Here is a 23,862-nt window from a genome sequence, read left to right as displayed (position 1 = left end):
TCTTACATCATCCTCACATAGCACAGAGGCCGCTTATCAAAAGCGGCCTCTGTCACAAATATCCTTACTGTAGTTTATTCTTTGTTCCTGTTGCCACCAAGGCGGTACATTATAGAAAGCTGTACCGATGGTGTCCTGTATAGCTGGCCCGACAGCGACCTTGCGCCTGTAGTGGCCGCATTGTCCCATATGGTCTGCACATTGCGCAGATCAAGGCTGGTGTTCGGTGCCACCTGGTAAGAGAAGCCGAATATATACCCGAGGCCGAACCTGCTCCTGAAATCGGTCTCACCGTTCAGCTTAGGTGTATTGTCCTCGCCGGGTGCGCTTACGAATGTAGGCTGTGTGGTCAGGCTGGGCATAGTGGCCGCAGCCGTATTGATAGAGAATGTGTACAGGAAATTACCACCGGTATAGAAGTTGAAGTTGCCCTTCGCATAACGGATGGTGAGCGGCATTTCCACACTGTGCATAGCTGCGAAATCATAGGTGTTCTGTATCAGCTCCCTGCGGTACTGGCCACCCACCTGTGTATAGGCGTAGTAGCTGTCATCTATTGTATTATTGTTCAGGCGGTGGAAGTATTTCAGCTCGGCCATTATATTCCACGATTCGCTGAACTCCAGGTTGCCCGTCATACCGAACTGGAAGCCTTTCATTTTGCTCGGGCCAAAGAAGTTGCTGTTCACACCGGCAGTGATACCACCTGTGAACCTTGCACCTGTAGCATGTGTCTTCACATCGTTGAACGCTGCGCTCAGGCGCTGCAGTACAGACACACCCGAATGCTTGCTTGCCTTCTTCTTTGCTTTGCTTTCCGATGTGGTGGCTGCTGTAGATGCTGCCTCTTCGGCAGGCGTGGCCGATGCTGCACCGGCAGGCACTGCCTCGCCCTCGGCCATACCCTCGGCCGATGCGGCAAGTGTATTTTCTTCTCCGGCAGCTACATTATTCTCATGATGGCGGCCCCTCTTCCTGCCACGGCGGCCGGTACCTTCGTTCTCTTCGGTAGTGGTAGTAGCGGCTGTAGCGGCAGGGGTCTCTTCTTCCTGTGCAGCAGCAGTGTTACTACCTTTTTTGCCTGCAGGCGCTGTTGGCGCAGCAGGGTCCTTATCCTTCTTCGCAACACCCTCTTTGTTCATTTTCTCCATAGACAGGGTATCCACCTTGGTAGTTATCTGGTTGTCATTGTCCTTCACTTCGCGCTCGCGCACCACCATCTTGGTTATCATCTTCTGATCGGGGTCCTGTTTCTGCTGGGCAGTACCTTCTTCCCCATCGGCCGATGCCAGTGCATCCTCATTCGCTGCAGATCTAGTACCTGCGTTCTTAGTATCAGTACCTGTCACGCCAGCCTTGTTCTGTTTGGCAGCAGCATAGGTATTAGCATTTGCAGGTGTAGCAGCATTTGTCTCTTTACCTGCTGATGCAGTGCTAGTTTGCTTAGCAGCCGCTGCTGTATTGTTAGGTACGCCAGAGCTCTTCTTACCGGCGGCAGATGCAACAGCACTCTTATTGCTACCCGCTGTAGCACGCCCACTGTTCGCCTGCTTATTATCTTTTGCAGCGGTCGTTGTGGTGACAGATGCAGCATTTTGTTGGGTTGTAGTTGCCCGTGTCGTATTGGCTTTTGCTGCACCACTTTTTGCACCTGTGCTGTTCGCCACGCTACCATCTTTCGCATGCGCACCATTCGCGTTAGACGATACGGTACCGGCCTTGGTAGCAGTTGTAGTTTTGTTAGCTATACTCTTTTCCGATGGGTCTGCAGTAGTAGCAGCAGCAGCCATGCTAGCGGGCCCACTACTGTTCAGCACACCTATATCCTGCCTGCTGCGGTCATTGCCACGGCCGGCAGGTGTAGTGGTATTGTTTCCTGCGGTCTTGTGCATATCATTAGTGGCCACAGCCTTGTTATCATTGGCGGCAACAGTACCTGCGGTACCCTGGTCATTGTTAGCCCTGCCTGCAGGAGTTGCTGCCGATGTAGCTGCGGTCCTCGTACGCCTGCGCCCGGTCACAGTAGCGGTCGCGCTTGCTTCTCTGCCTGTAGTAGCACCGGCTGTGTTGCCCTTATGCGTCTCGCTGTTGTTCACATTATGCGATGCAGTACCATTCTTGCGGCCGGCAGTGCTCACAGCAACAGGCTTCGAGCCATCAGCATTTACCGATGCACTGCCTGTGGTCGCAGCGGTAGCGCGTGGCCTGCTACCCGTGGTGCTATGGCCATTGTTGTTAGTGGTCTTGTTGTTCCTTGCCCTTACATCATCTCCGGTCACAGGCTTGTCTGGTACAGCCCTGCTGCCTACTGTGGTCACAACATCATTGCGCGTATCTGCAATTATATGCTTGCGTGTCTCAACACCGGGAATGTTCTCTTTGCTACCCGCTGTGGCAGCATCTTTGCGTGCCGTGCGGCGTGCGCTTATGTTACCGCTATAAGCAGTACCACCCGCATTACCGTTAGCGGTTATGTTGTGGCTGCTCACAGCATCTGTATGCATAGCATTGGCAGAAGCTGTGCCCATGCGCTCTATCTGCGTTCTGTTGTTGTTCGCAGTACCATGCTCACTGTTACGGTCATTGGCAGAAGTTATATTCTTAGTAGTTACGTTCTTACTGCGCTCTGTATTGTTATTGTTATTCTGTATGTTATTCCCTGTAGTAGAAGTGGTGCTACCTGTAGTATTATTACTGGTAGGGTTGTTGTTAGCAGTGTTGTTGTAGTTAGTGGTATTGTTGTTATTGGTAGCAGTAGTGTTGTTGGTAGCAAGAGCAGCTTCAGCACCAGCGCTCTCGTTATTGCGGGCCGCACCGCCTATATGGCTGTTGCCCCTTACGGTTATGTTGCCTGCGGTGGCGGGTTCGTTCTCCATGTCCATCGAAGACACTTCCATATTCGCCCTGCCCGACTCTTTTGACGCTGCAGGGGCGCCCGTCATGGCTACTACGGGAACATTGTCATTGCTCCTGTATATCGATGACAGTTCGTACCCGCCTACGGCCAGAGTGCCCACAAGCGATACCGCCGCCACTACCCCGAAAAGCCTGCGCCAATAAAACGCAGCTATGCGCTTTTTCTGAGGCATTTCCCTATCCAGCAGATCGCGCATATTCAGCCACGCGCCTGCCCGCTCCTGCTCCTCGGCTCCCTCCAGGTGCTGCCTGACGAGGTCGTCTATTCTGATGAGATTTTTATCCATATGGATAAATTTTATTTTTTGTAAATAACTTTTTAGTTCTCATAGCGCTGCAGCTACTTCACATGCAGCTCCAGCCTCTCTATTTTTTCTCTTAGTATTCTTCTTCCTTCCGACAAATGCCATTTCGATGTTCCCTCACTTATGCCTATCAGTGCACCTATCTCCTTATGGGTCATACCCTCCATCACATACATATTGAAAACAGTGCGCGTAGCCTCCGGCAGTGCCTGTACCAGCTGCACCAGCTGATCGTAATACAGCCTGTCGGCGTGGTCTTTATGCACCAGTTCGTCCTTCTCTACCAGCACTATCTGGTTAGCGTATTTCGAGTTCTGCTTCACATGGTCGGCTACGGCATGAAAGATTATCTTCCTCACCCATCCTTCGAATGACCCCTGAAAATTGTACTGCTTTATCTTCTGGAACGCCCTCAGGTAACCATTGTTCAGTACTTCCTCGGCCTGTGCATCGCTATCTATATAACGGCGTACCAGTGCCATCATCTTAGGATAGAACAACCTATATAGCTTCTCCTGTGCGCTCCGCTCATTGCGAATGCACCCATGGATGAGCTGCTCTAACTCACTGGCCTGGCCAGTAACAGTATATGCCAAAGCGATCGACAACTATAATAGGTTATTAATACAACTACACGATATATAAGACCACGCCTTCACAAAAAAGGTTGGGTCCTACACTATATTATGTGTGAATATAACAAAAAAGGTGCGAATAGCACCACCAGGACCCATCTCATGGACAAAAAAAATATCTATCCCCTTTCTGCCGGGGAAAATACGGTGCATAATACGGGAAAAATCCCCTTTACAAAGGGTGTTATAGCACATTACTTTTGTTATAAAACATTTTTTATATGAAAAAAGTCATTTTTATATTTTTATTGCTGGCAATGGCTACGAAACAGTATGCCCAGGAAAGGGTATACTACAATGTGTCTAAGAAAAGGCTGGAGACCACCAAAAACACCAGGGTCTCCACACCGCATAAATGGCCATCGCACCAGGATATACAGATAGAATTCTATAACTACAACCCGCTGCAATATGAAATAAGCGTAGGTGATAGCGCCGCATCCTTCTTCATGGACCAGGAGAGCACCTTCTCCAAGTTCGTAGTACTGCCCAATGTACCTGCTGTAACAGCTACTGCTCCTACTCCGGCGCCTCCTGTAACCCCATCGCCTGGAGCTGGAGGTTCAGACCCTGCTGTTGCGGTCGCGCCGAAACCTAAAAAGAAAAAAGGTCCGCCACCTCTGCCTCCTTGCAATACGCTCGATGCGCTTACAAAAAGATTCAATGAGCTTAGCAATGATATAAACAACCGCACCAGGACGTACAAGGAATTCCTCCTTCATGTAGAGCGCATAAACGATGCGGTGGCCAATTTGAAACAGCTGCCCACTCTATCTACGACCATTGTAAACGAAGAAATAAATAATACTTTCCTTATACCTATGAATAAGTTCCTCGAGGACAGGACCACCCCTCTGAGCAATGCGCCTGCACAGGTCACAAGCAGGCATATAACGGCCTTGGAGAATGAGATGTATGAAGGTATCAGCAACCTTGTGAAAGAAATACCCGACATCAGGAAAAAAGCAGAGGCCGAAAATACCAACTGCGACAAATTCGTAGAAAAATACAAGAAGCTGAGCGACGGTCTGGCAGAGCTGGACAAAAAGACCAGCGAAATGGCCACCAACAGGGTTGATAAGATACTACCCGCGTTCAACAAAACGATGTCTGTCTATACACAAATAAGGATATGGCTCAAAGAAGAGCCTAGCTTTGTTTCCAGCCCTGTTACCATCACTAAAGACATACATGTTATCTCGGTATACAAAAGGCCCTTGGATCAGACCCAGAAAAGCCTGTACTCTACCATAAACATAGAGCCTAAAAAAGGATTCAAGATAGACTTTGCAGGAGGCATTTTCATAAGCGGCCTGCACGACAAAGCATATACCCTCAAGACAAAAGACTCTATATTCACAAAGAAATACCTGGTAGATGGTGTACCCCGCGATACCACCGTACAGGAAACTTTCAGCTCTATATACGAGAAAAAAGGCGAAAAGGCTAGCCTGGGAGGAATGATATATATGCATGCCCACTCTCAGAACGCTACATTTTTCAATTACGGTATGAGTATAGGCTTCGGTGCGCTCTTCAACGATCAGGCAAGGTTCACACTGGCACTGGGCCCTACGCTTATCATTGGTAAAAGCCAGCGCCTGAATATAAACTTCGGTATAGCCATGGCCGATGTAGAACGCCTTCGTTCTCCATATGAGCCCGAAGTATGGTACAACGGTCGTATAGACAATGTACCTACAGACAAGGTCCGCGATATCAGTTATCTCTTCGGTCTTTCATGGAACGTAAAATGACCGGCATGAGCACCAGATCCTTAATATCGGCCATATTCATCTTACTTGCGTGCACCACCTTTGCACAAGTAAGGTCGTCAGATAAAGCAGCACTGCCCGGAGACGAGATCCTCATCACCACCGGCAGGCCCATAGCTGCAGATAGTATAGTGGTAAGTTTTGCAGGCACCATAGCCGATATCATAGAAGTGACCGGCGACTCTGTAAGGGTATTGGTTCCCAAAGGCAAAGAAGGGCCACTCACTATTACCGTCAGCACTGGCTACAATAAAAAAGAGCGGCTGCCCTTTACCATGCTGGCATACCCCGCCAAGAAGATCTATTTTCAGAGGAAAGGTGACAGCGTCATAAAGGTCAGGGAAGAAATGACAGCCGATGGCTCTCCCGGCTACGATATGTTCATTACTCATTATGCTTTCGACATGCTCGATAGGAACAATAAAAAAGTAGCCTCAGGGGTGTCCTTCTCTACTGAAGAAAAAGAGGTCTTCGGAGGCCCGGGTGGTAGCATCACAAAGTATAAGGATACATCGGTCTCCATGTTCTCTGTTACTGTCCCCAACGAGAAGGGAGATTTCAAACTGAAACTTTACAAGCTCCCACATGATACCGATAGCCTCGATAGGAAAATAATAGACAAACATGCACCTTCCACCTTCCTGATCTCCAACCGATGAGAACAAGTTTCAACATAATACTCGTTGCATTTTTGCTCCTTTCGCAGGCTGCAGCATTTGCGCAGCCGCGTATCGTCACCACTGCCGATGGCAAAAAATATACCCGCATTATGCTCAATGGGGCTACAGATGCCAAGTATGACATCGTATTCATTGGAGATGGTTTTACAGCATCTCAGCAGGCACTCTTCAATAGCAAGGTCGATGAGGCCGTACAAGAACTAAGAACAACACCCCCTTATGCTACAGCTATAAAGGCATTCAATATCTGGAGGGTGAATGTTATATCCGAAGAGTCTGGCATCAGCGATCCGCAAGCTGGCATATATCGCAATACTGCTCTGTCTTGCAGGTTAGGCAACACCTCTTGGAACGAGGCTAAAAGATGCATAACCTCAGACAATAAAGCCTTATGTTACCAGGTGGCCGGCATAGCCCCAGGATATAATGCGGTAGTGGTCTTTGCCAATACGGAAAGTGGCGGATGTGCAAGCGATATCGTTTTCACATCTATAGGCGACGATGGTTTTCAGAAAGTGATAACGCACGAACTGGGACATAAGATCGGCAAACTTGGCGATGAATACACATGTTATATATGTGACGACCCTACCGACGGTGGGCGGGTATACAGTGGAGGGGAGCCCGAAGAGCCGAACCTCACCGCCACTATACGGTCAGAAGATCTCAAATGGCGAAGATTCGTTACCGCAGGTGTGCCGATACCTACATATACTGACGTGCCAGTCGGCGTCGTCGGCGCAGTGGAAGGTGGTGGATATTATCCTAAAAAGATCTACCGGCCACAATTTCATTGTCATATGAAAGAGCTTGAAAAGCCATTTTGTGCCGTATGCTACGATCACCTCTCATCCTGTTTGCAACAGTACAATGCTAATATCAGAAGATTAAGGCAGAACATGATCGTTCATGAGAACGACATGATAAAGATACCGTTCTGCTTCGACTGCTCATACGAAAAGCCACTTGCTGCCACCAAACTGGTACTGCCGGACGGCATAGCGGAGAATAGCACTGTAGAAATAATAGATGAGGATATGAACATATTGGCCAGGGGTACGCCCGCTTCCACATCTCTTCAGTTCGATCAGAAAGCACAAAAAGAATATTTTATCCGAATACGTTCTGACAATAAGAACAATGGAGATGCTACCCCTCAGAAAATAACACCTTCCCTTTTTCAGAACAGCAGACCACTAAAGCTGCAATGACCCCATCCTGATCTTTGTAAAACAAAAGCGTCCCGGTCAATGCCGGGACGCTTTTATTATAATTTGCTGTCAAATATTTCGCTTACACACCCAGTATCTTCTGTATCTTCTTGTCAAAAACGTTCTTGGGGGCCAGGCCTAGTTGCTTATCCACTACCTTACCGTCCTTTATGAACAGCACGCATGGTATGCTGGTCACACCATAGTTGATGCTCAGGTTGGGGTTCTCGTCCACGTTCACCTTACCTACGTTCACCTTACCTGCATACTCTGCAGACAGTGCATCTATCGTGGGGCCCAGCGCCAGGCACGGACCGCACCATGGAGCCCAGAAATCTATTACAGAGAGTTTATCCGCCTTTAGCACTTCGGTATCAAAATTCGAATCAGTGAATACTGCTGCCATTGTTTTATTGTTTTAAAATTGTTTTCTAAAGATGAAAAGCAAAGGTAGTCCTTTATATATCCACTCGTAAATAGAATACCGAAATACCGATATAGCGTTTCCACATACAGCTAACAGTTTTTAGTACTGCTTTAACAATATCAGTATCTGTTAATACCGGGTAAAGTAAGATCTGGCACGGTCATTGCACTATATACATCAAAGGCCCCCAGGCCTCTCCTACCTAAAACTAAAAACGGAGGTGTGTTATGGCTGGTGTATTGTTATTGTTCGCAGCTTCTCTATCATTAGTGATAGACCTTATAGAAAAAAAGACGGCCACTGCCGATGAACCCGAGATAGCCGATAACGACCCGGGGAAATAACATAGAGGATATATACAGCAAAAGGCGCCAATGGCATAGCATCAGCGCCTCTCCCATTAGCTACATGCCATTACTTCTTCGGCGCAGGCTTGTTCTTTATTATTTTCATCTCATCTATCAACCAGCCGGCATCGCCGAATTTCTCTATCACGAACAGCGTATAACGTATATCTACAGATATATTGCGGCAGCGGTTGGGGTCGAAGTAATAGTCGCTCATAGTACCCTCGTACGCTCGGTCGAAGTTGGTACCTATCAGCTCTCCCCTGGCGTTCAGCACCGGGCTACCCGAGTTGCCACCCGATGTATGATTCGATGCCACAAAGGCTACCGGCATCACCCCGTTCACGCCCCAGCGGCCATAGTCCTTGCGTTCGTACAGTTCCTTCAGCTTTGCCGGCACCTTGAACACGTCCGATGCTGTGTCATCCAGCGCCACTACCTCGCCCAGCGTGGTCTGGTAAGCGTATTTTGCAGGGCCATCCGGGTCCAGGCCTTTTACATGTCCGTACGTCAGGCGCAGGGTCAGGTTCGCATCGGGGTAGAACTCCCGTTTCTTATCATGCGCCATACGCGCCTTCATGTACAGCCGCTCATAAAAGCGCATATCTGTATTGTATACAGTAAGTGCGGGCTGTATGCGCTGTTTGCGCATGCGGCTTATGGCATCATACAGCCGGTATGCCGCATCGTTCTGCAGTTTTGCACTATCGGGCTGTGCAGCCCATGCCTTTAGCCTGTCTTGCGACACCATTACCGATGAGGTATATATATCATCGGCCCATTTACCCATATCCTGCCCATGCGCCCTGTATGCGGTTGTATAATATTCAGGCAGCGATGCGCTGTTCTTCTCAAAGTAAAGCGCCATCAGTGTCTTGAACACATCCTTATCGGTATTGGCATCATAGTTCTTGTAAAAAGCCTCTTGCGCCGCCACCAGCTTGCCTAGTGAATCCTTTACAGTATCTGCGCTCAGCTTGCTGCGCATCACGGCTACCAGTTTCTCTGCTATACCGGCCTGCTGCACCAGCTCTATGCCCAGTACCGCCTCTTTTATGTATTGCTCTTCGGCCACCACCTTGTCGGCGCCCTCGGCAGCTATCTGCATACGAGGCAGCAGCACATCGGCCCATGGCAGGGTATTATCGGCTTCGGCCCATTTCCGGAAGGTGGCCTCGTATGCCTGCTTTTTACCTGTGGCATTGTTCAGCTTCAGGCCTACTACCTCGCCCTGCCATTTCTTCCAGCCGTTGGCCACGGTGGCACGCTTGGCGGTATATTTCAGAAATATGTCCCTGTCATTGTTCATATACTTTGTCCATATGTCCAGTTTGCGGGTACGGGCCTCTATGCTTATCGGGTCCATTATGTTGTACACATGCTTCAGCGCGAACGACGAGATATACTGGTTCGTAGTGCCGGGGAAACCATATACCATTGTCATATCGCCCTCTTTATAGCCGTTGGCATTGATGGTGAAATACTGCGGGGCCTCGTAGGGCCTGTTGTTAGCCGAATGGTCGGCAGGCTTATTATCAGGCCCTGCATATACCCTGAATATGCTGAAATCCCCGGTATGGCGGGGCCACATCCAGTTCTCCACATCGCCGCCAAAGGCGCCTATCCCATTGGGCGGAAAACCCACGAAACGTATATCGCGGAAGGTCTCCGATATGGCCGCCCAGAATTCATTGCCTTTGAAATAGGGCTTTATCAGTACATCCATACCCGTTGTTTTCGCCATTTCCTTCTCGGCGGCGGCCACGCGTGCGTTCACTATACTATCGCGTACGGCATCGCGCAGGGTATCGGCCACACCATCCAGTATTCTCTGGGTCACATTCTCTATACGGCGTATGAAGGTCACCGTCAGGCCCTTACAGGGAAGCTCCTCGGCCATACTCTTTGCCCAGAAACCATTGGCGAAATAGTCCTTCTCGGGGCTGCTAAGCGCCTGGGCGCTGCCATACCCGCAATGATGATTGGTAAGTATAAGCCCCTTGGGCGATATCACCTCTCCCGTACATCCCTTACCAAAAAGCACTATGGCGTTGTTAAGGCCCGTTCCATTTTCATTATAGATCTTATCTATAGCTATCTGTAATCCTGCGGCCTTCATGTCCCTTTCCTGGTTTTTCAGGTTGGGCGGCAGCCACATACCTTCCTTGGCATGGGTGGGGAAGGCGGTCATGGTGGCTATACCTGCCACAGAACACACGACCACCAACCTCTTTAAAGTAAACTTTTGCAACATATATCGGTTTTGATTTGCGGAAATAAATATACACCTTTGCTATTAAAGTATTCCGGCTAAGATGTTTATATTAGCGGAATATTAGGCACGTTGCAAAAATAGGCCACGGTAGGTCGTGCACAGTATTTTTCTTTGAAAAACACTGCCCGAACTCACGGTTCATATTGCTGCATCGTCACTTATAGTATCTTATACAGATAGGTTTATGAAAAAACGCTTGCTTCTTATAGCGATATTGATGGTGTCGCTGGTCACTGGTTCGTTCGCGCAGACATTGTTCAATTCTCCCGATACGGTCTGTGTCAACCAACCCGTGAAACTATCCAGCAAAGTATTCGATGGCAGGTCCTACTTCTGGGGCTTCTGCTCCGGCTACCTCTTCAATGCGCCCTCTGGTACCTATATGGGCGACAACTTCGACTTCAGTATACCTGCCGGCATGGAAATAGCCAATGACAGCGGCAATTTTTACGGCTTCGTTGTCAATGCCAAGACCACAGAACTGCTTCGCCTCAACTTCGGCAATAGCCTCAGCAATGTGCCGTCCATCACCAATTTCGGCAACCTTGCCGGTGGCCTGCCGGAGAACCCTACTACGGTCTACATGGCTTATGATACCTTTTCGCACAAGTGGCACCTGTTCGTGGCAGGTGGTTTCGAAGCCGCTACGTCAGAGCTTGCCCGCGTAGATTTCGGCCGCCACCTCAACAACCCCAAGCCCAACATCGCCAACTTTGGCAATACAGGAAATGCGCTCTTCCACCCCAAAGGTCTCTTTGTAGCTAAAGACGCCAGTGGTCGCTGGCTGGGTTATGTGGTCAACTACGGTTCCAGCAACCTTGTACAGCTCGATTTTGCCTTCAATCCATCCATCACCCCTACTGCCAGGAACTTCAACAACCCCGATGGTGTGCTGAACTTCCCGTCAGACCTTGCCGCTGCATACGACAATGGCGAGTGGCACCTGTTCATATCCAACTTCGGCAACAGCACCATAGCCAGGATAGACCTCGGCACTACGCTCGATACACTTACTCCCGTAGGTTACAACCTCGGCGACTTCCTCTTCAGGGTACTGAAACCATCGTCCCTGTCGCTGGTACGCGATTGTAACTATTTCCACCTCTACATCACCGACAGTACCACTTCACAGCTCGTAGAGGTGCGTATGCCCAAGGCAAGAATGCCCCTCCTTACCGACTATGTAGGCATCACCTACAGCGTAGTAGGCGGCATGAACTTCCCTACTGCCATATCCGGCTTCCTGCGCGATAAGGACACTGTAACGGCCTTCGTTACCAATGGCCGCGACAGCAGCCTCACCCGCATATCTTTCAACCAATGCACCAGCGCTACCATACCTTCTTTCACCGAGGTCGATCCTCCCATATACTCCTACACCAGCCCCGGCGTGTATAATGTGTACTATGTAGTGGACGAAGGTATGCCTACCCAGCGTGTAGACTGCCAGGATATAACAGTACTGGCGCCCCCTACCCTTTACCGCAATAACGATACCACGCTCTGCCAGGGCGATACGCTGCGCCTCTATGCGGTATCTACCCTTGCCGACTCTATAAGGTGGGCTGCAGGCCACAACATAGACACTACCAATATCTATGTCGATTCTGTGCGCATCTACCCCGACCACTCTACCACATACCGCTACACACTGTACTACCCCTTCGGCTGTATAGTAGACACTGCCATACGCGTGAATGTAGTGAAGGTGAATGCTGATGCAGGCCCCGACAGGTGGATAAAGGATGGCGCCATCTCTATCATAGGAGGCCCCTTCACATCGGTTGGCAATTACGTCTATCATTGGTCGCCCTACCAGTATATGAGCGACAGCAATGTGGCCAATCCTTATGTGAACCCACCTAATGATTTTACCTACTACCTGAAGGTGATAGAGATAGGCGAAGGTTACGCATGTATGGCCATGGATACCGTAACCGTACGCGTAAGCTGCGAGGACTTCAACATCCCCAACGCTTTCTCGCCCACAAGCCCCCACCCGGGAAGCAACAGGTTCGGTGTCTCTAACAACTCTTTGTCTAAGCTGAACTACCTGCATGTATACAACAGGTATGGCCAGCTTGTATTCACCACCACCGACCCCAACCAGAAATGGGACGGCCTGTTCAACGGTTCGCTGGCAGAAGAAGGCGTGTATGTATATGAGGCGGACGGCTTCTGCAAAAGTGGTAAACGCATAAACAAGAAAGGGAACGTGACGCTGCTGCGATAAGCCGGAACAACGGCCCCTGTCTGCTATTATTTAACTATAAATAGGTAACATTGGCTGCTTTTCTTTTTCAACTGGAGTTACCCGAAATGACCGATAGCATGGCGGCCACCATACCGTTGCACAGGGCGCATATCAATAAGCTGTCAGCGGAGGGACGTGTACTTTCTTACAGCGTATCGGCCGCGCGCAATATGGTATGGTGTGTCATCAATGCCGAGGATGAACAGGAGGCTATGGAACTGGTACTGGGCTTCCCGCTCTACCAGTATTTTACAGAGGTAGTATGCCATCCTTTGCTATTCCACAACACCATACCCGCTGCCATACCGGGCATTTCTCTCAACTGATACTGACCGTCTGTAGCATATGCAATATCAATTCGCGCTACCGGGAGATTGAATTATCCTATTCTTTTATAGCCAAACACAATGACCAGGAACAGGTATTACTGTTCCTAATGACCGATATTTGCACCGCAATTAAAAACAACAAGAAAAAGAAACTATGGCAAACAATTTTGTGACCGTGGGCATGAAGTTCCCCGAGTTCGAAAAACGATCGGTAGTAAGTATCGAAAAAGGCAATGAATTCAAAGAGATCAGCAACAAGGATATAGATGGCAGGTGGGCTGTGATGTTCTGGTGGCCAAAGGATTTTACCTTCGTTTGCCCTACAGAGATAGCTGAGTTCAATAAGAACTACACCAACTTCACCGATCGCGATACCATCCTCCTCGGTGCATCTACAGATAGCGAATATGTACACCACGCCTGGCGCATGTCTCACAACGATCTTCGCGACCTGCGTTTCCCTATGATAGCCGACACATCCAAGTCGCTGGCCGATGAGCTGGGTATACTTTCTGCCGATGAAAGGGTGGCCTACCGCGCTACCTACATCATAGACCCCGATGGTATAGTACGCTGGGTATGCGTTAACGACCTGTCAGTAGGCCGTAACGTAGCAGAGGTACTGCGCGTGCTGGATGCCCTGCAGACAGATGAGCTGTGCCCCTGCAACTGGAGCAAAGGCGAGGCTACACTGGAACCCGCAGTAGGCTAATTACTGAACCATATAAGAAGGCCTTCCGTTGCTGCGTACTATGCTGCGGAAGGCCTTTTACTTGGATAGTTTTTCAAAACACGAATACTCTACCTCACCTCCCCTTGGGGTAGCCTGCCTGCCGCAGGCAGGGATGGGAGGGGCTGAACATTTTACTTGCAAGTACATTATTATAAACGAACGAACATGAATACTACCACCACCAACGAGACCATACAGACCTTCTTCCAGGACCTGGGTATAGATGCCGGCCATACCAGCAAAAGCCTGGAGGCAATGGCCGCCGTGAATCAGCGCTACCTGCGCGACATGAAACTGAACGTGAACGGCGTGCTGAACAGTGCCAGTATGACCAAAAAAGAAGCTGCTATTCTGGCGCTTTCCATAGCCGCCAATGAGAAGAACGATATACTGATAGCCGCATTCGAGAAAAGAGCCAACGCCGAGGGTGCCAACGCCGAAGAGATAGCCGAGACACACGCCTGCGCCTCTATGATGGCCCTCAACAATATCTTTTACCGCTTCCGCCACTACATGCACGCCAATGAGTTCTACAACAAGCAACCCGCCGGGCTACGCATGAGCATAATGATGAATCCGGTGATGGGTAAGCCCCTGTTCGAGCTCATGAGCCTGGCCATATCGGCCGTCAATGGCTGCGAGCGCTGTGTTACCTCGCACGAGCATTCGGTAAAGGAACAGGGTGCCAGCGACCAGCGCATATACGATGCCGTGCGCCTCGCAGCGGTCATCAAAGGCCTCTGTACCGTGATGTGATATTTTTTACCTGATACCTCCGGGTAGTGTGATAGTGAAAGTGCTTCCTTTACCGGGGGCACTTTCTACTTTTATACGGCCGTCATGCGCCTCTACTATGGCTTTCACATAGCTCAGGCCCAGGCCGAAGCCCTTTACATTGTGTATGTTCCCGGTATGTGCACGGTAGAATTTCTCAAAGATGCGCGCCTGCGTCTCCCTGTCCATACCTATACCATTGTCCTTCACCTTTATGGTCAGCATGCCATTGCCATGCTTCAGGGTCTCTACTACTATCTTCGGGGCCTCGGTAGAGTATTTCATGGCATTGTCCAGCAGGTTGAAGATGATGTTCGAGAAGTGTACCTCATCGGCCTCCACCACAGCATCGGTAGCTGCCAGCCGCAGGTCTATCGATCCGTTCTTCTCCTGTATCTGCAGGGCCATATTGTGGGCCACTTTGCTTATCACCTGGTGTGCATCCAGTTTCTGCAGCGTCAGTTTTATCTCCTCCTTCTCCAGTCTTGCGGCCTGCAGTATCTTCTCCACCTGCTTGTTCATGCGCTTGTTCTCCTCCTTTATCATGCCGCTGTATATCTTTATCTTGTCCGTATCATGTATCACCTTCTCATTGGTGAGCGCATCTATGGCAAGCGATATAGTGGCAAGAGGCGTTTTCAGCTCATGCGTCATATTATTGATAAAGTCCGATTTTATTTCCGATAGTTTCTTCTGGTTGAAGAGCGTGCGCACCGTTACCGCAAAGGCCAGCACTATGATGGTGGTGAACACTATAGAGGCCACTATCATCCACCCCATCTCGCGAATGATGAGATTCTTATCCTCTCTTATAGATAGGAAGAGCGTCTCCCTGGCCCTGTAAGAGTCTTCGGGGGCCAGCTCTACCCTGTATGCACCCTCCATATCGGCCGCAGTGAAATGGTCGGAGTGCAGAATGACGTTCTTATATATATTGGTGATGCAGTACTCGAAGGAACTCTGCTTTATGTTGCTATTCTTCAGCTCACGCCTTATTATCTCGGTTATCTCGTCTTTGGTAAAAGAACCTTCTATTGTAAAATGGTTGGCAAGGTAAAAACGGCGGGAGTCCTCGTCCAGTATATAGTTTGTCTGTTTGGTCAGGTATTTGCCAAATACAGTTTCGCGGGTCTGTTTCAGCACATTGTCCACCGACCGCTGAAACTCTTCATGCTTCAGCTTTATGGCATTGTTTATCCACGACATCTGGATGAACAGTATACCCACCACCGAAAGGGTGATGAGCACAACTATGAGCGGATAGATCTTGCGGGCGTTCATGCGGGTATGTGCTGAACAAAAATAACACCCCAATTGTTAAGTTTATAGTAAAACCCCATCTATATATCCACGAAAGCTAAAAGAACGGACGCACCTCTGTATGCTGCATTTTTTGTTCCTTGGTTCCGGCCTGTCATTCACGGTCCCGGTGCTTAACAGGCATTAACAATGGCATACATATAACTTGCGGCAAGATCGTCTTACTTTCGCCGCTGGAACCACACCCCATATGCGCATATCTCTACTTACCTTCTCTGTATGCATGTTTTTATTTACATCTGTAGCTATCGGCCGCCCCGCCGGCGATACCACTTTCCGCAGCGGATCGGGTATCAAAGAGGTATGGCTGCACGATACCAAGGCTACAGAGCTTGCTCACCTAGGTATGTTATGGGGCTTCCTCAAATATCACCATCCTGATGCCACATCAGGCGCTGTCGATATGGATGCCGAGCTGTTCCGGGTAATGCCACAGGTGATAGCCGCTGCGAACATGGACTCTTCCTATGCCATCATGGAGCGCTGGGTCGATAGGATGGGTGTGCCTGCAGCATGCCGTAAATGCGTTACCAATACCAACGAAGCAAAGACCTTCACCGGCCCCGACTATGCAAGCCTGTTCATCACTACCGTGCCGCAAAGCCTGCGCAGCAAGCTGGATAGCATAAAAAAGAACCGGGAAAGCAGTAAGAACAGGCAATATGTGAAGATGGCCACCGAGGGCAACCCCGAGTTCCTGAACGAGCGCCCGTATGATGCCACTCCTTACCCTGATGCAGGTATGCGTCTGCTGGCCCTTTACCGTTACTGGAACATAGTACAATACTATGCCCCCAACAGGCACGCCACCCGCAACCGTGGCCGTATGCTGGCCGATATGGTGCAGGAGTTCGCCAATGCGGGCGATACGCTGGCCTACCAGCTTGCCTGTCTCAGGCTCTTTACCCGCATCAATGACGGGCATGGCCGGCTGGACGCCAGGAGCAAAGCCCTGGAGACGCACAAGGGTATATACATCACTCCTTTCAAAGCACGTTTCGTCGAAGACCAGCTTGTGGTAACGGGTTATTACAAAGACACCCTGAACATAACCGGCATCATAAAGCCCGGCGATGTGATAGAAATGATAGATGGCATGGGCATGATAGACCTCATACGCAAGTATCTCGATATCGTACCCGCCTCCAATCATCAGGCCAAACTGGCTGCGATGGCGGGCGCAGACGGCTTCCTGCTGCGCGGTGCAGGTGCTTCGGCAAAGCTCTCTATATCGCGCAATGGCGAACGCAGGGATATAACAGTACCCCGCATACGCGTAGCAGAGTGGATGCGAAAGGCCGATGCCTGGCACACAAATGAGCAAGGGTACAGAATGCTGGCAGGCAACATCGGCTATATATACCCCGCCGGTCTCGCAGGCAGCGACCTGAAGAACATACAGGCTTCTTTCGAAAATGCAAAAGGCATAATAGTAGATATGCGCTGCTACCCTGCCGTATCTATGATGGCAGGTTATACGGCATGGCTGAAGCCCGAGGCCTCTGCATTCGCAAAACAGACCACTATGAACATAGATATACCCGGCCTGTTCGAGTTCGGCGACCCCATACTGACCGGTGGCGAAAAAGGAAAGCACTATACAGGCAAGCTGATGATACTGGTAGATGAGACCACGCACAGCAGTGCAGAGTACCAGTCCCTGGCATTGCGGTCTATGAACGGCGCCCAAGTAATAGGCAGCAGAACAGCGGGCGCCAATGGTGCCACGGCAGAGATAGTGCTGCCCGGCGGCATACGCACATGGCTTTCGGGTGTGGGTATTTTCTACCCCGATGGTACCGCCACACAAGTAGAAGGTCTAAGAATAGACAAAGAAGTAAGACCTACCATAAAAGGCATTGCCGCAGGCAAGGACGAGGTGCTGGATGAGGCCGTGAGAATGCTGAGTGAATAACAGTGATACACACCTTCATTACATAGATCACATTGCTGCTTTTCCCGTTAAAAAATAGCACATTCCGCTCACAAAAAAATGACAAAAAAAATGTGCACTACACCTACTTATGCACACTCGTTTTTGTTAACGGGAAACAGGCATTTTTCAACGCGCTCCTTTTTTGTTAATAATTTTGTTTTGTTAAAAAATAGTCCTATCCATATCACATCAACAGATGATGAAACGTGCTAAAAACCGCTACAGCAGCGCATTTCAGACCACCGGCACACTTGCGTTCATGCACACACACTTGTGTACTTGCACACCATCATCGCAGCATCACAATAGCCCCCAAAACACCAGATGTCATTCTGTAAGTTTCGCTAAACAAACAAGTACGGTCTGATTTTTTTTTTCAACAATTTGTTAGCAATTTCGTCCTCCCGCTGTAAGACAGAAGGGAACCACAAATGGACAGTGAAAAAGAGTTGAGGCTTCGTAAAAAAAACAATAACTTTAGGTAAACGAGAAAACAAAAGATACTTGAAGCGAGATAACATTTCGCTGGTGCATTGTCGACCTCTTTTGCCGGTAAATGAGAAAACAGAAAACTAAAAATAACAACGACAGTTCTCTTTATATAAAACATGGCGAACGATCATTACAATACTATCAACAACGATCTTCTTACCGAGGCGGAACAACTTTGGGAAAAATGTCTGGTGATAATAAAAGATAACCTTAGCTGGCGTACATACCAGACATGGTTCGAGCCCATCAAGGCCGTCAACCTGTCGGGCAATGTGCTCACACTGCAGGTGCCCAGCCAGTTCTTTTACGAATGGCTTGAGGAGCACTATGTAGAACTACTGGGCAAGACCATAAAAAGGGTATTAGGCAAGGAAGGCAGGCTGGAGTACAGGATAATGATGGAGAGCAGTACCCGCAAGCCGGTATCGGTGAACATGCCGGGTAGTACCCAGAGCAAGCCTGCGCGCGATAATAACTATGTGGACATGCCGCTGAAGTGGGACGACCCGCACAGCATAAAGACACCATATGCCATACCGGGCCTGAAGCGCATGCAGATAGACCCGCAGCTGAACAGCAATTACATCTTCGATAATTATGTAGAGGGCGATTGCAACCGCGTAGCCCGCTCTGCAGGCATACATGTGGCCCAGAAGCCCGGTGCCACTGCCTTCAATCCGCTGGTAGTGTTCGGTGGTGTGGGCTGGGGCAAGACCCACCTGGTACAGGCCATAGGCAACGAGGTGCGCAGGCTGCACCCCAATAAGTCGGTACTGTATGTAAGCGCCGAGAAATTCATCAACCAGTTCATAGACCACTCGAAGAACAATGAAGTGAACGATTTCATTCACTTCTACCAGCTCATCGATGTGCTCATCATGGACGATATACACCTTTTCGTATCGGCCATAAAGACACAGGATGTGTTCTTCGCCATCTTCAACCACCTGCACCAGAACGGCAAACAGATAATACTTACCAGCGATACCGCCCCGCGCGACCTGGAAGGTATGCAGGAACGCCTGCTGAGCCGCTTCCGCTGGGGCCTCAATGCCGATATACAGGCACCCGACTTCGAAACACGCCAAGCCATACTGCGCGTGAAGATGAAGCAGGAAGGCCTGGAGATACCCGATGAGGTGGTACGCTATGTGGCATACAATGTGCAGAGCAACGTACGCGAGCTGGAAGGTGCGCTCATAGCCCTCTTTGCACAGGCCACGCTGAACAAGAAAGAAATAGACCTGGACATAGCCAAGCGCGTGATGAAGAACTTCGTGAAGACGGCCGCGCGCGAAATGACCATAGAGAACATTCAGAAAATGGTATGCGACTACTACCATGTGCCATATGATAAGCTGCTTACCAAAACGCGCAAGCGCGAGGTAGTGCTGGCCCGCCAGATAACCATGTATTTTGCCAAGAAGTTCACCAAGCAGTCGCTCAAGACCATAGGCGATCACTTCGGCGGCTTCGATCATACTACGGTCATACACTCCTGCCAAACGGTAGAGAACCTGATGGCCACCGATGCCGAATACAAGGAGAACCTGATGGAGATACAGCAGAAGGTGCAGATGGCCAGCATATAGCGCCCATTTGACCACAGCGATAAATAATGAAATTTTTCATTTGCACGATCGCACAATTCTATTATCTTTGCAGTCCCTTAGAAATAAGGAAAAATAAAAGGCCATAAAGGTGAGGTGGGAGAGAGGCCGAATCCACTAGTTTGCTAAACTGGCATACGTGGTCAACATGTATCGCGGGTTCGAATCCCGCCCTCACCGCTGGTTTTTACACCGGTACGGCCCGCAGCAATGCAGGCAGTTAAGTTCGGGAAGTAGCGCAGGCCGGTAGCGCACCTGGTTTGGGACCAGGGGGTCGCAGGTTCGAATCCTGTCTTCCCGACATCGGTCGCCGAAGCGTCAGCGCAGGAGACCAAAAAAGAAAAACGAAGGCCCTTCCGCCTTCGTTTTTCTTTTCCCTCTGCTCTCACACCGTTTCTGGCACAAGAACTTACCGGCAGCGGTCATCTTACCTCCTGTCTTTCTTGTTCTTCCAAATACATCTTTGTTTTGCGCTCATTTCTCTCCGCAGCCACTCTCACATTCGCTATCAACTTATGCCCTCGGCATCATCGAGAAATGGCCTATTTTTATGCTGATGATCTTCGGGAACAGGGATATCGATATCACCATATTCATTGAGGAGCTGAAAAAGCGCGTCACCGTAAGCACCGGGGAAGTAGAACGGTTTGCACAGCTATGGGATCACCGGGAATATAAGCGGAATGAATTTATCCAAAGGGCGGGCACAGTGCCAAGGTTCTCCATGTTCGTGCTGGATGGCTGCCTCAGGCAGTTCTTGGTGAGCGAGAATGGCATAGAGTCCAATGTATATTTTGCCGAGGAACGGCATTTTGTGGGCGACCTGCCTGCAATGAGAAATAATCTGGCAAGCGCTTACAACTACCAGGCTACAGAAGCCTCCCAACTGCTGACACTAAGCAGGGAGAACTGGGAAGTAGTATTTTCCCGCTTCCCATGGTGGGCAGAGGCACATATGAAAGGGTATCAGAAATGGGCAGCCGCCATGCAGCAGCAGTTGGCCGATATGCAACTGAGATCGGGCGAGGAGCGCTATCTGGACCTGCTCAAAAAAAGACCATCACTTTTCCGGCGAATGCCGCAGCATTATATTGCCTCCTACCTCGGTCTCACGCCCGAAAGTCTGAGCCGCATACGCAAAAAGCTGGCAGGCAACTGAAAGAACTTACCAAATGTCAATGGACAGCGGGATAGCCCTAAATAATTTTGTGTCATAAAAAACACAACATCATGGCTGCAAAAAAAGTGCTCATTGTCGGTATAGATCCCTATATCATCGATCTTAGCTCACCGGAGTTTAGCGCCTTCCCGGGCCTTACTGCCCAAAAAGTAGAAGCAGGAATAAAAGGGGCTATTCAGCACCTCAACGAAAAAGGCTTTGACGCAGACCTATGCTGGACAGACTTCGGGCTGTCTGCAGCAAGCACCCTGAAAGACAAGTTGCAACAGGTACAGTTCGACATAGTACTTATAGGCGCCGGCATACGCGTTCCGGGAAACAACTTCATGCTGTTCGAGCAACTGATCAATGTGATACATACAGAAGCGCCACAGGCGTGCATCTGCTTCAATACCAACCCGGCAGATACCGTAGCCGCCGTGGAAAGGTGGACTTGAGACCACTAACGTATTTTAGGTAGATACAACAGGAACAGTTGTTCGAGGTCCTGCCTCACTTAGGCACATACGTCAATTCGAACACCAGCTCGTTCAGCGCCTTGCTGTTCTCTGTAGCCAGCTGAATACCCGATGATACCACCCATTGCCTGGTAAGACAATATGCGCCGCCAAATACTATCTGCCCCAGCGAATGCTTCCCGCTTATATAGTCTGTCTGAAAGAACAATTTGTCTTTCCACAGGTTCTGCTCTATGCCCCACTGCAGCCCGAACCTCCTTAGCAGCCTATCCTCGCTCCAGTTACGCGTTTCTGGCCCAAAATAGCCGTCAGATGCATAGTATACACCTCCTACCAGCTTTGTTTTGGTACGTTCGGCAAGGTATACTCCATTCGAATACACATATGCCCCACACTCACGGTCCCTGTTCATGCCCAATTGGGTGCCTAGCCCCACAGACACAACATGCGACAGCTCGAATTTTTTCTGCGCATTTACTGCCAGCAGCGGTGCATATGGCTCAGTATGGTCGTTGAAGGCAATCCTCTTGCCGAACTCATCGCTCACGCCCAGCAGGTTCAGCCCAGCCTCAAAGCCATGCCCAAGGCCATAAGAAGTAGTAGTATTTGACTGGATACCCGACCTGTAAAAGCTGAACTGCTGTTGGAAGAACAGTTTCCTCCTGGGGGTTATATCAGAGCTGGGCACATTAAAAAAGCTCTGTTGGGCTATAACATCGGGCGCTACGAGCACGAACAAAAGAAATACATAAAAACGCCTTACAATGATATGGCGCTGTGTTCCGCGCTTGTATATATCCATCACACTTCAATACTTGGACAAGGACACAAAAGTAGCTATGTGTCAGCACTTTAACGCGCAAAGCAACGCTCTAACAAAATATTAGCATTGACATCCCGCCCTATCAGTTCCATATACCATTCATCTCTGTCAGTATCATAGGCAGGCCATCCGTTACCACTATGGTATGCTCATGCTGCGCCATAAAGCCGCCTTTGTTCCCTACCATCGTCCATCCATCCCTCAGGGTCTCTGCATAGGTCGATGCTGTCGATATGAATGTCTCTATGGCCACTACCGAATTCTTCTTGAATCTCGTCAGGTTCAGCCGGTCCCTGTAGTTCGCTATTTCGCTGGGCTCTTCGTGCAGGCTTCTGCCTACTCCATGCCCTGTCAGGTTCCTTATCACTTTGTAGCCACGTTTCCTGGCCTCGGTCTCCATCAGGTAGCCTATATCGGCTATCCGCACACCACCTCTTATGTTATCTATCGCCTTGCGCAGTATCTCCTTCGATGCATCTACCAATTGTTGATGCCGATTCACATCCTCCCCCAGCACGAACGACCCTCCATTGTCCGACCAAAAGCCATCCAGCTCTGCCGATACATCTATATTCACCAGGTCTCCTTCTCTTAGTATTCTCCTGTCGCTGGGTATGCCGTGGCAGAACTCATTGTTCACACTTATACAGGTATATCCCGGGAAACCATAGGTAACGTATGGCGCAGACCTCGCCCCCATATCCGCCAGTATCTTTGCCCCATGGTCGTCTAGCTGCTTTGTGGTCATACCCGGCCGTGCATAGTTCCTCATTTCTTTCAGGGTATAGGCCACCGCCTCACTTACCCTCTTCATCCCTATCAGTTCAGCTTCTTTAGTTATCGACATATTCCGTTTTGTCTATTTTCCAATATCATCAAATATACACAATAACCCCAGCGCACGCTACATCGTTCTTAGCATCGCACCCGCCACACTGCATACCTGCACAACAGATCTCTAAACATTTTTTTGCCAAACTAACATTATAGTTCTACATTTGAACTACAATCTTAGTTTTAAATGAAACAACTTACCAAGGCAGAGGAACAAGTGATGAAGGTGCTATGGCAGCTAGGCAATGGCCTGCTCATGGAGGTAGTGGAGAATATGCCCGCCCCGCAGCCGCACAAGAACACCGTGGCCACCATACTGAAAACACTGGTAGAAAAAGAGTTCGTACATATAGAACCCGTAGGGCGTATACACAGGTATCACCCCAGTGTAAGCCGCGAAGAATACTCCCGCTCATCGCTCACCCACTTCGTAAAGGGCTACTTCGATGGCTCCTTCAGCAGTGTGGTATCCTTCCTTGTCGACGATAAAAAGCTATCGGTAGACGACCTCGAACTTCTCCTCCGTCAATTAAAAAAGAAAAAATGAC

19 protein-coding genes and 2 tRNA genes are annotated in these 23,862 nt (G+C 49.5%); 14 read left to right on the top strand and 7 right to left on the bottom strand.

The features are described 5' to 3' along the window. Positions 1 to 74 precede the first annotated feature (74 nt). Positions 75 to 3,203 (bottom strand): porin family protein, encoded by a 3,129-nt coding sequence (locus tag ABD843_RS09905; RefSeq protein ID WP_345082318.1) that lies wholly within the window; start codon positions 3,201 to 3,203, stop codon positions 75 to 77. Between the two features lie 53 nt (positions 3,204 to 3,256). Further along, positions 3,257 to 3,829: an RNA polymerase sigma factor gene (locus ABD843_RS09900; RefSeq protein WP_345082315.1), complete on the bottom strand. Its 573-nt coding sequence runs from the start codon at positions 3,827 to 3,829 to the stop codon at positions 3,257 to 3,259. Between the two features lie 284 nt (positions 3,830 to 4,113). Between ABD843_RS09900 and ABD843_RS09895 the strand changes: the two genes are divergently transcribed. The 3 genes from ABD843_RS09895 to ABD843_RS09885 are packed head-to-tail and all read left to right on the top strand — an operon-like array spanning position 4,114 to position 7,522. Beyond that, positions 4,114 to 5,613 carry a hypothetical protein gene (locus ABD843_RS09895; protein WP_345082312.1) on the top strand — a complete coding sequence of 500 codons (1,500 nt, stop codon included), beginning with the start codon at positions 4,114 to 4,116 and terminating at the stop codon, positions 5,611 to 5,613. Between the two features lie 5 nt (positions 5,614 to 5,618). Further along, positions 5,619 to 6,290 carry a hypothetical protein gene (locus tag ABD843_RS09890; protein WP_345082309.1) on the top strand — a complete coding sequence of 224 codons (672 nt, stop codon included), beginning with the start codon at positions 5,619 to 5,621 and terminating at the stop codon, positions 6,288 to 6,290. Continuing rightward, a complete protein-coding gene (locus ABD843_RS09885) occupies positions 6,287 to 7,522 on the top strand; it encodes a M64 family metallopeptidase (protein WP_345082306.1) in 1,236 nt (411 codons plus the stop codon). Before ABD843_RS09890 ends, ABD843_RS09885 begins: the two co-directional genes overlap by 4 nt. An 82-nt stretch (positions 7,523 to 7,604) precedes the next feature. Here ABD843_RS09885 and trxA read toward each other — a convergent pair whose 3' ends face one another. Next, positions 7,605 to 7,928, bottom strand: coding sequence for a thioredoxin (gene trxA, locus ABD843_RS09880; RefSeq protein WP_345082303.1), 324 nt, complete (start codon positions 7,926 to 7,928; stop codon positions 7,605 to 7,607). Between the two features lie 435 nt (positions 7,929 to 8,363). Continuing rightward, positions 8,364 to 10,514 (bottom strand): S46 family peptidase, encoded by a 2,151-nt coding sequence (locus ABD843_RS09875; protein ID WP_345082300.1) that lies wholly within the window; start codon positions 10,512 to 10,514, stop codon positions 8,364 to 8,366. A gap of 241 nt (positions 10,515 to 10,755) precedes the next feature. Here ABD843_RS09875 and ABD843_RS09870 point away from each other — a divergent pair, with 241 nt between their 5' ends. From ABD843_RS09870 to ABD843_RS09855, 4 genes are all read left to right on the top strand, one after another. Continuing rightward, positions 10,756 to 12,804, top strand: a complete 2,049-nt coding sequence (locus ABD843_RS09870) for a T9SS type B sorting domain-containing protein (protein ID WP_345082297.1) — start codon at positions 10,756 to 10,758, stop codon at positions 12,802 to 12,804. Positions 12,805 to 12,854: 50 nt separating this feature from the next. Continuing rightward, on the top strand, positions 12,855 to 13,151 hold the full coding sequence (locus ABD843_RS09865) for a muconolactone Delta-isomerase family protein (protein WP_345082295.1): 297 nt from the start codon (positions 12,855 to 12,857) through the stop codon (positions 13,149 to 13,151). 157 nt (positions 13,152 to 13,308) lie between these two features. After that, a complete protein-coding gene (locus tag ABD843_RS09860; protein WP_345082292.1) occupies positions 13,309 to 13,866 on the top strand; it encodes a peroxiredoxin in 558 nt (185 codons plus the stop codon). 186 nt (positions 13,867 to 14,052) lie between these two features. Beyond that, entirely contained in the window at positions 14,053 to 14,643 is a 591-nt protein-coding gene (locus ABD843_RS09855; RefSeq protein ID WP_345082289.1) for a carboxymuconolactone decarboxylase family protein, read from the top strand. A 6-nt stretch (positions 14,644 to 14,649) separates the two neighbouring features. Here the strand turns inward: ABD843_RS09855 and ABD843_RS09850 are convergent, their stop codons facing one another. After that, positions 14,650 to 15,942: a sensor histidine kinase gene (locus ABD843_RS09850; protein ID WP_345082286.1), complete on the bottom strand. Its 1,293-nt coding sequence runs from the start codon at positions 15,940 to 15,942 to the stop codon at positions 14,650 to 14,652. A 262-nt stretch (positions 15,943 to 16,204) separates the two neighbouring features. On the opposite strand from ABD843_RS09850, the gene ABD843_RS09845 reads away from it, so the two are divergent. From ABD843_RS09845 to ABD843_RS09820, 6 genes are all read left to right on the top strand, one after another. Further along, a complete protein-coding gene (locus tag ABD843_RS09845) occupies positions 16,205 to 17,896 on the top strand; it encodes a S41 family peptidase (RefSeq protein ID WP_345082283.1) in 1,692 nt (563 codons plus the stop codon). A gap of 629 nt (positions 17,897 to 18,525) precedes the next feature. Further along, complete coding sequence (dnaA, locus tag ABD843_RS09840; RefSeq protein WP_345082280.1) at positions 18,526 to 20,001, top strand: chromosomal replication initiator protein DnaA; 1,476 nt, start codon at positions 18,526 to 18,528, stop codon at positions 19,999 to 20,001. Positions 20,002 to 20,109: 108 nt separating this feature from the next. Then, a tRNA-Ser gene (locus ABD843_RS09835) sits at positions 20,110 to 20,199 on the top strand. 47 nt (positions 20,200 to 20,246) lie between these two features. Further along, positions 20,247 to 20,320: transfer RNA gene (locus tag ABD843_RS09830), tRNA-Pro, on the top strand. Between the two features lie 249 nt (positions 20,321 to 20,569). After that, entirely contained in the window at positions 20,570 to 21,178 is a 609-nt protein-coding gene (locus ABD843_RS09825; RefSeq protein ID WP_345082277.1) for a Crp/Fnr family transcriptional regulator, read from the top strand. Between the two features lie 71 nt (positions 21,179 to 21,249). After that, positions 21,250 to 21,636: a hypothetical protein gene (locus tag ABD843_RS09820; RefSeq protein ID WP_345082274.1), complete on the top strand. Its 387-nt coding sequence runs from the start codon at positions 21,250 to 21,252 to the stop codon at positions 21,634 to 21,636. Positions 21,637 to 21,691: 55 nt separating this feature from the next. Here the strand turns inward: ABD843_RS09820 and ABD843_RS09815 are convergent, their stop codons facing one another. Continuing rightward, a complete protein-coding gene (locus tag ABD843_RS09815; protein WP_345082271.1) occupies positions 21,692 to 22,459 on the bottom strand; it encodes a hypothetical protein in 768 nt (255 codons plus the stop codon). A 103-nt stretch (positions 22,460 to 22,562) separates the two neighbouring features. Further along, on the bottom strand, positions 22,563 to 23,327 hold the full coding sequence (gene map / locus ABD843_RS09810; RefSeq protein WP_345082268.1) for a type I methionyl aminopeptidase: 765 nt from the start codon (positions 23,325 to 23,327) through the stop codon (positions 22,563 to 22,565). A 174-nt stretch (positions 23,328 to 23,501) separates the two neighbouring features. Between map and ABD843_RS09805 the strand changes: the two genes are divergently transcribed. After that, complete coding sequence (locus ABD843_RS09805; RefSeq protein ID WP_345082266.1) at positions 23,502 to 23,861, top strand: BlaI/MecI/CopY family transcriptional regulator; 360 nt, start codon at positions 23,502 to 23,504, stop codon at positions 23,859 to 23,861. Position 23,862: the final 1 nt, after the last annotated feature.

Source organism: Nemorincola caseinilytica (assembly GCF_039540515.1).
GTDB lineage: Bacteria > Bacteroidota > Bacteroidia > Chitinophagales > Chitinophagaceae > Nemorincola > Nemorincola caseinilytica.
This window is presented reverse-complemented; position numbering and strand designations above follow the sequence as displayed.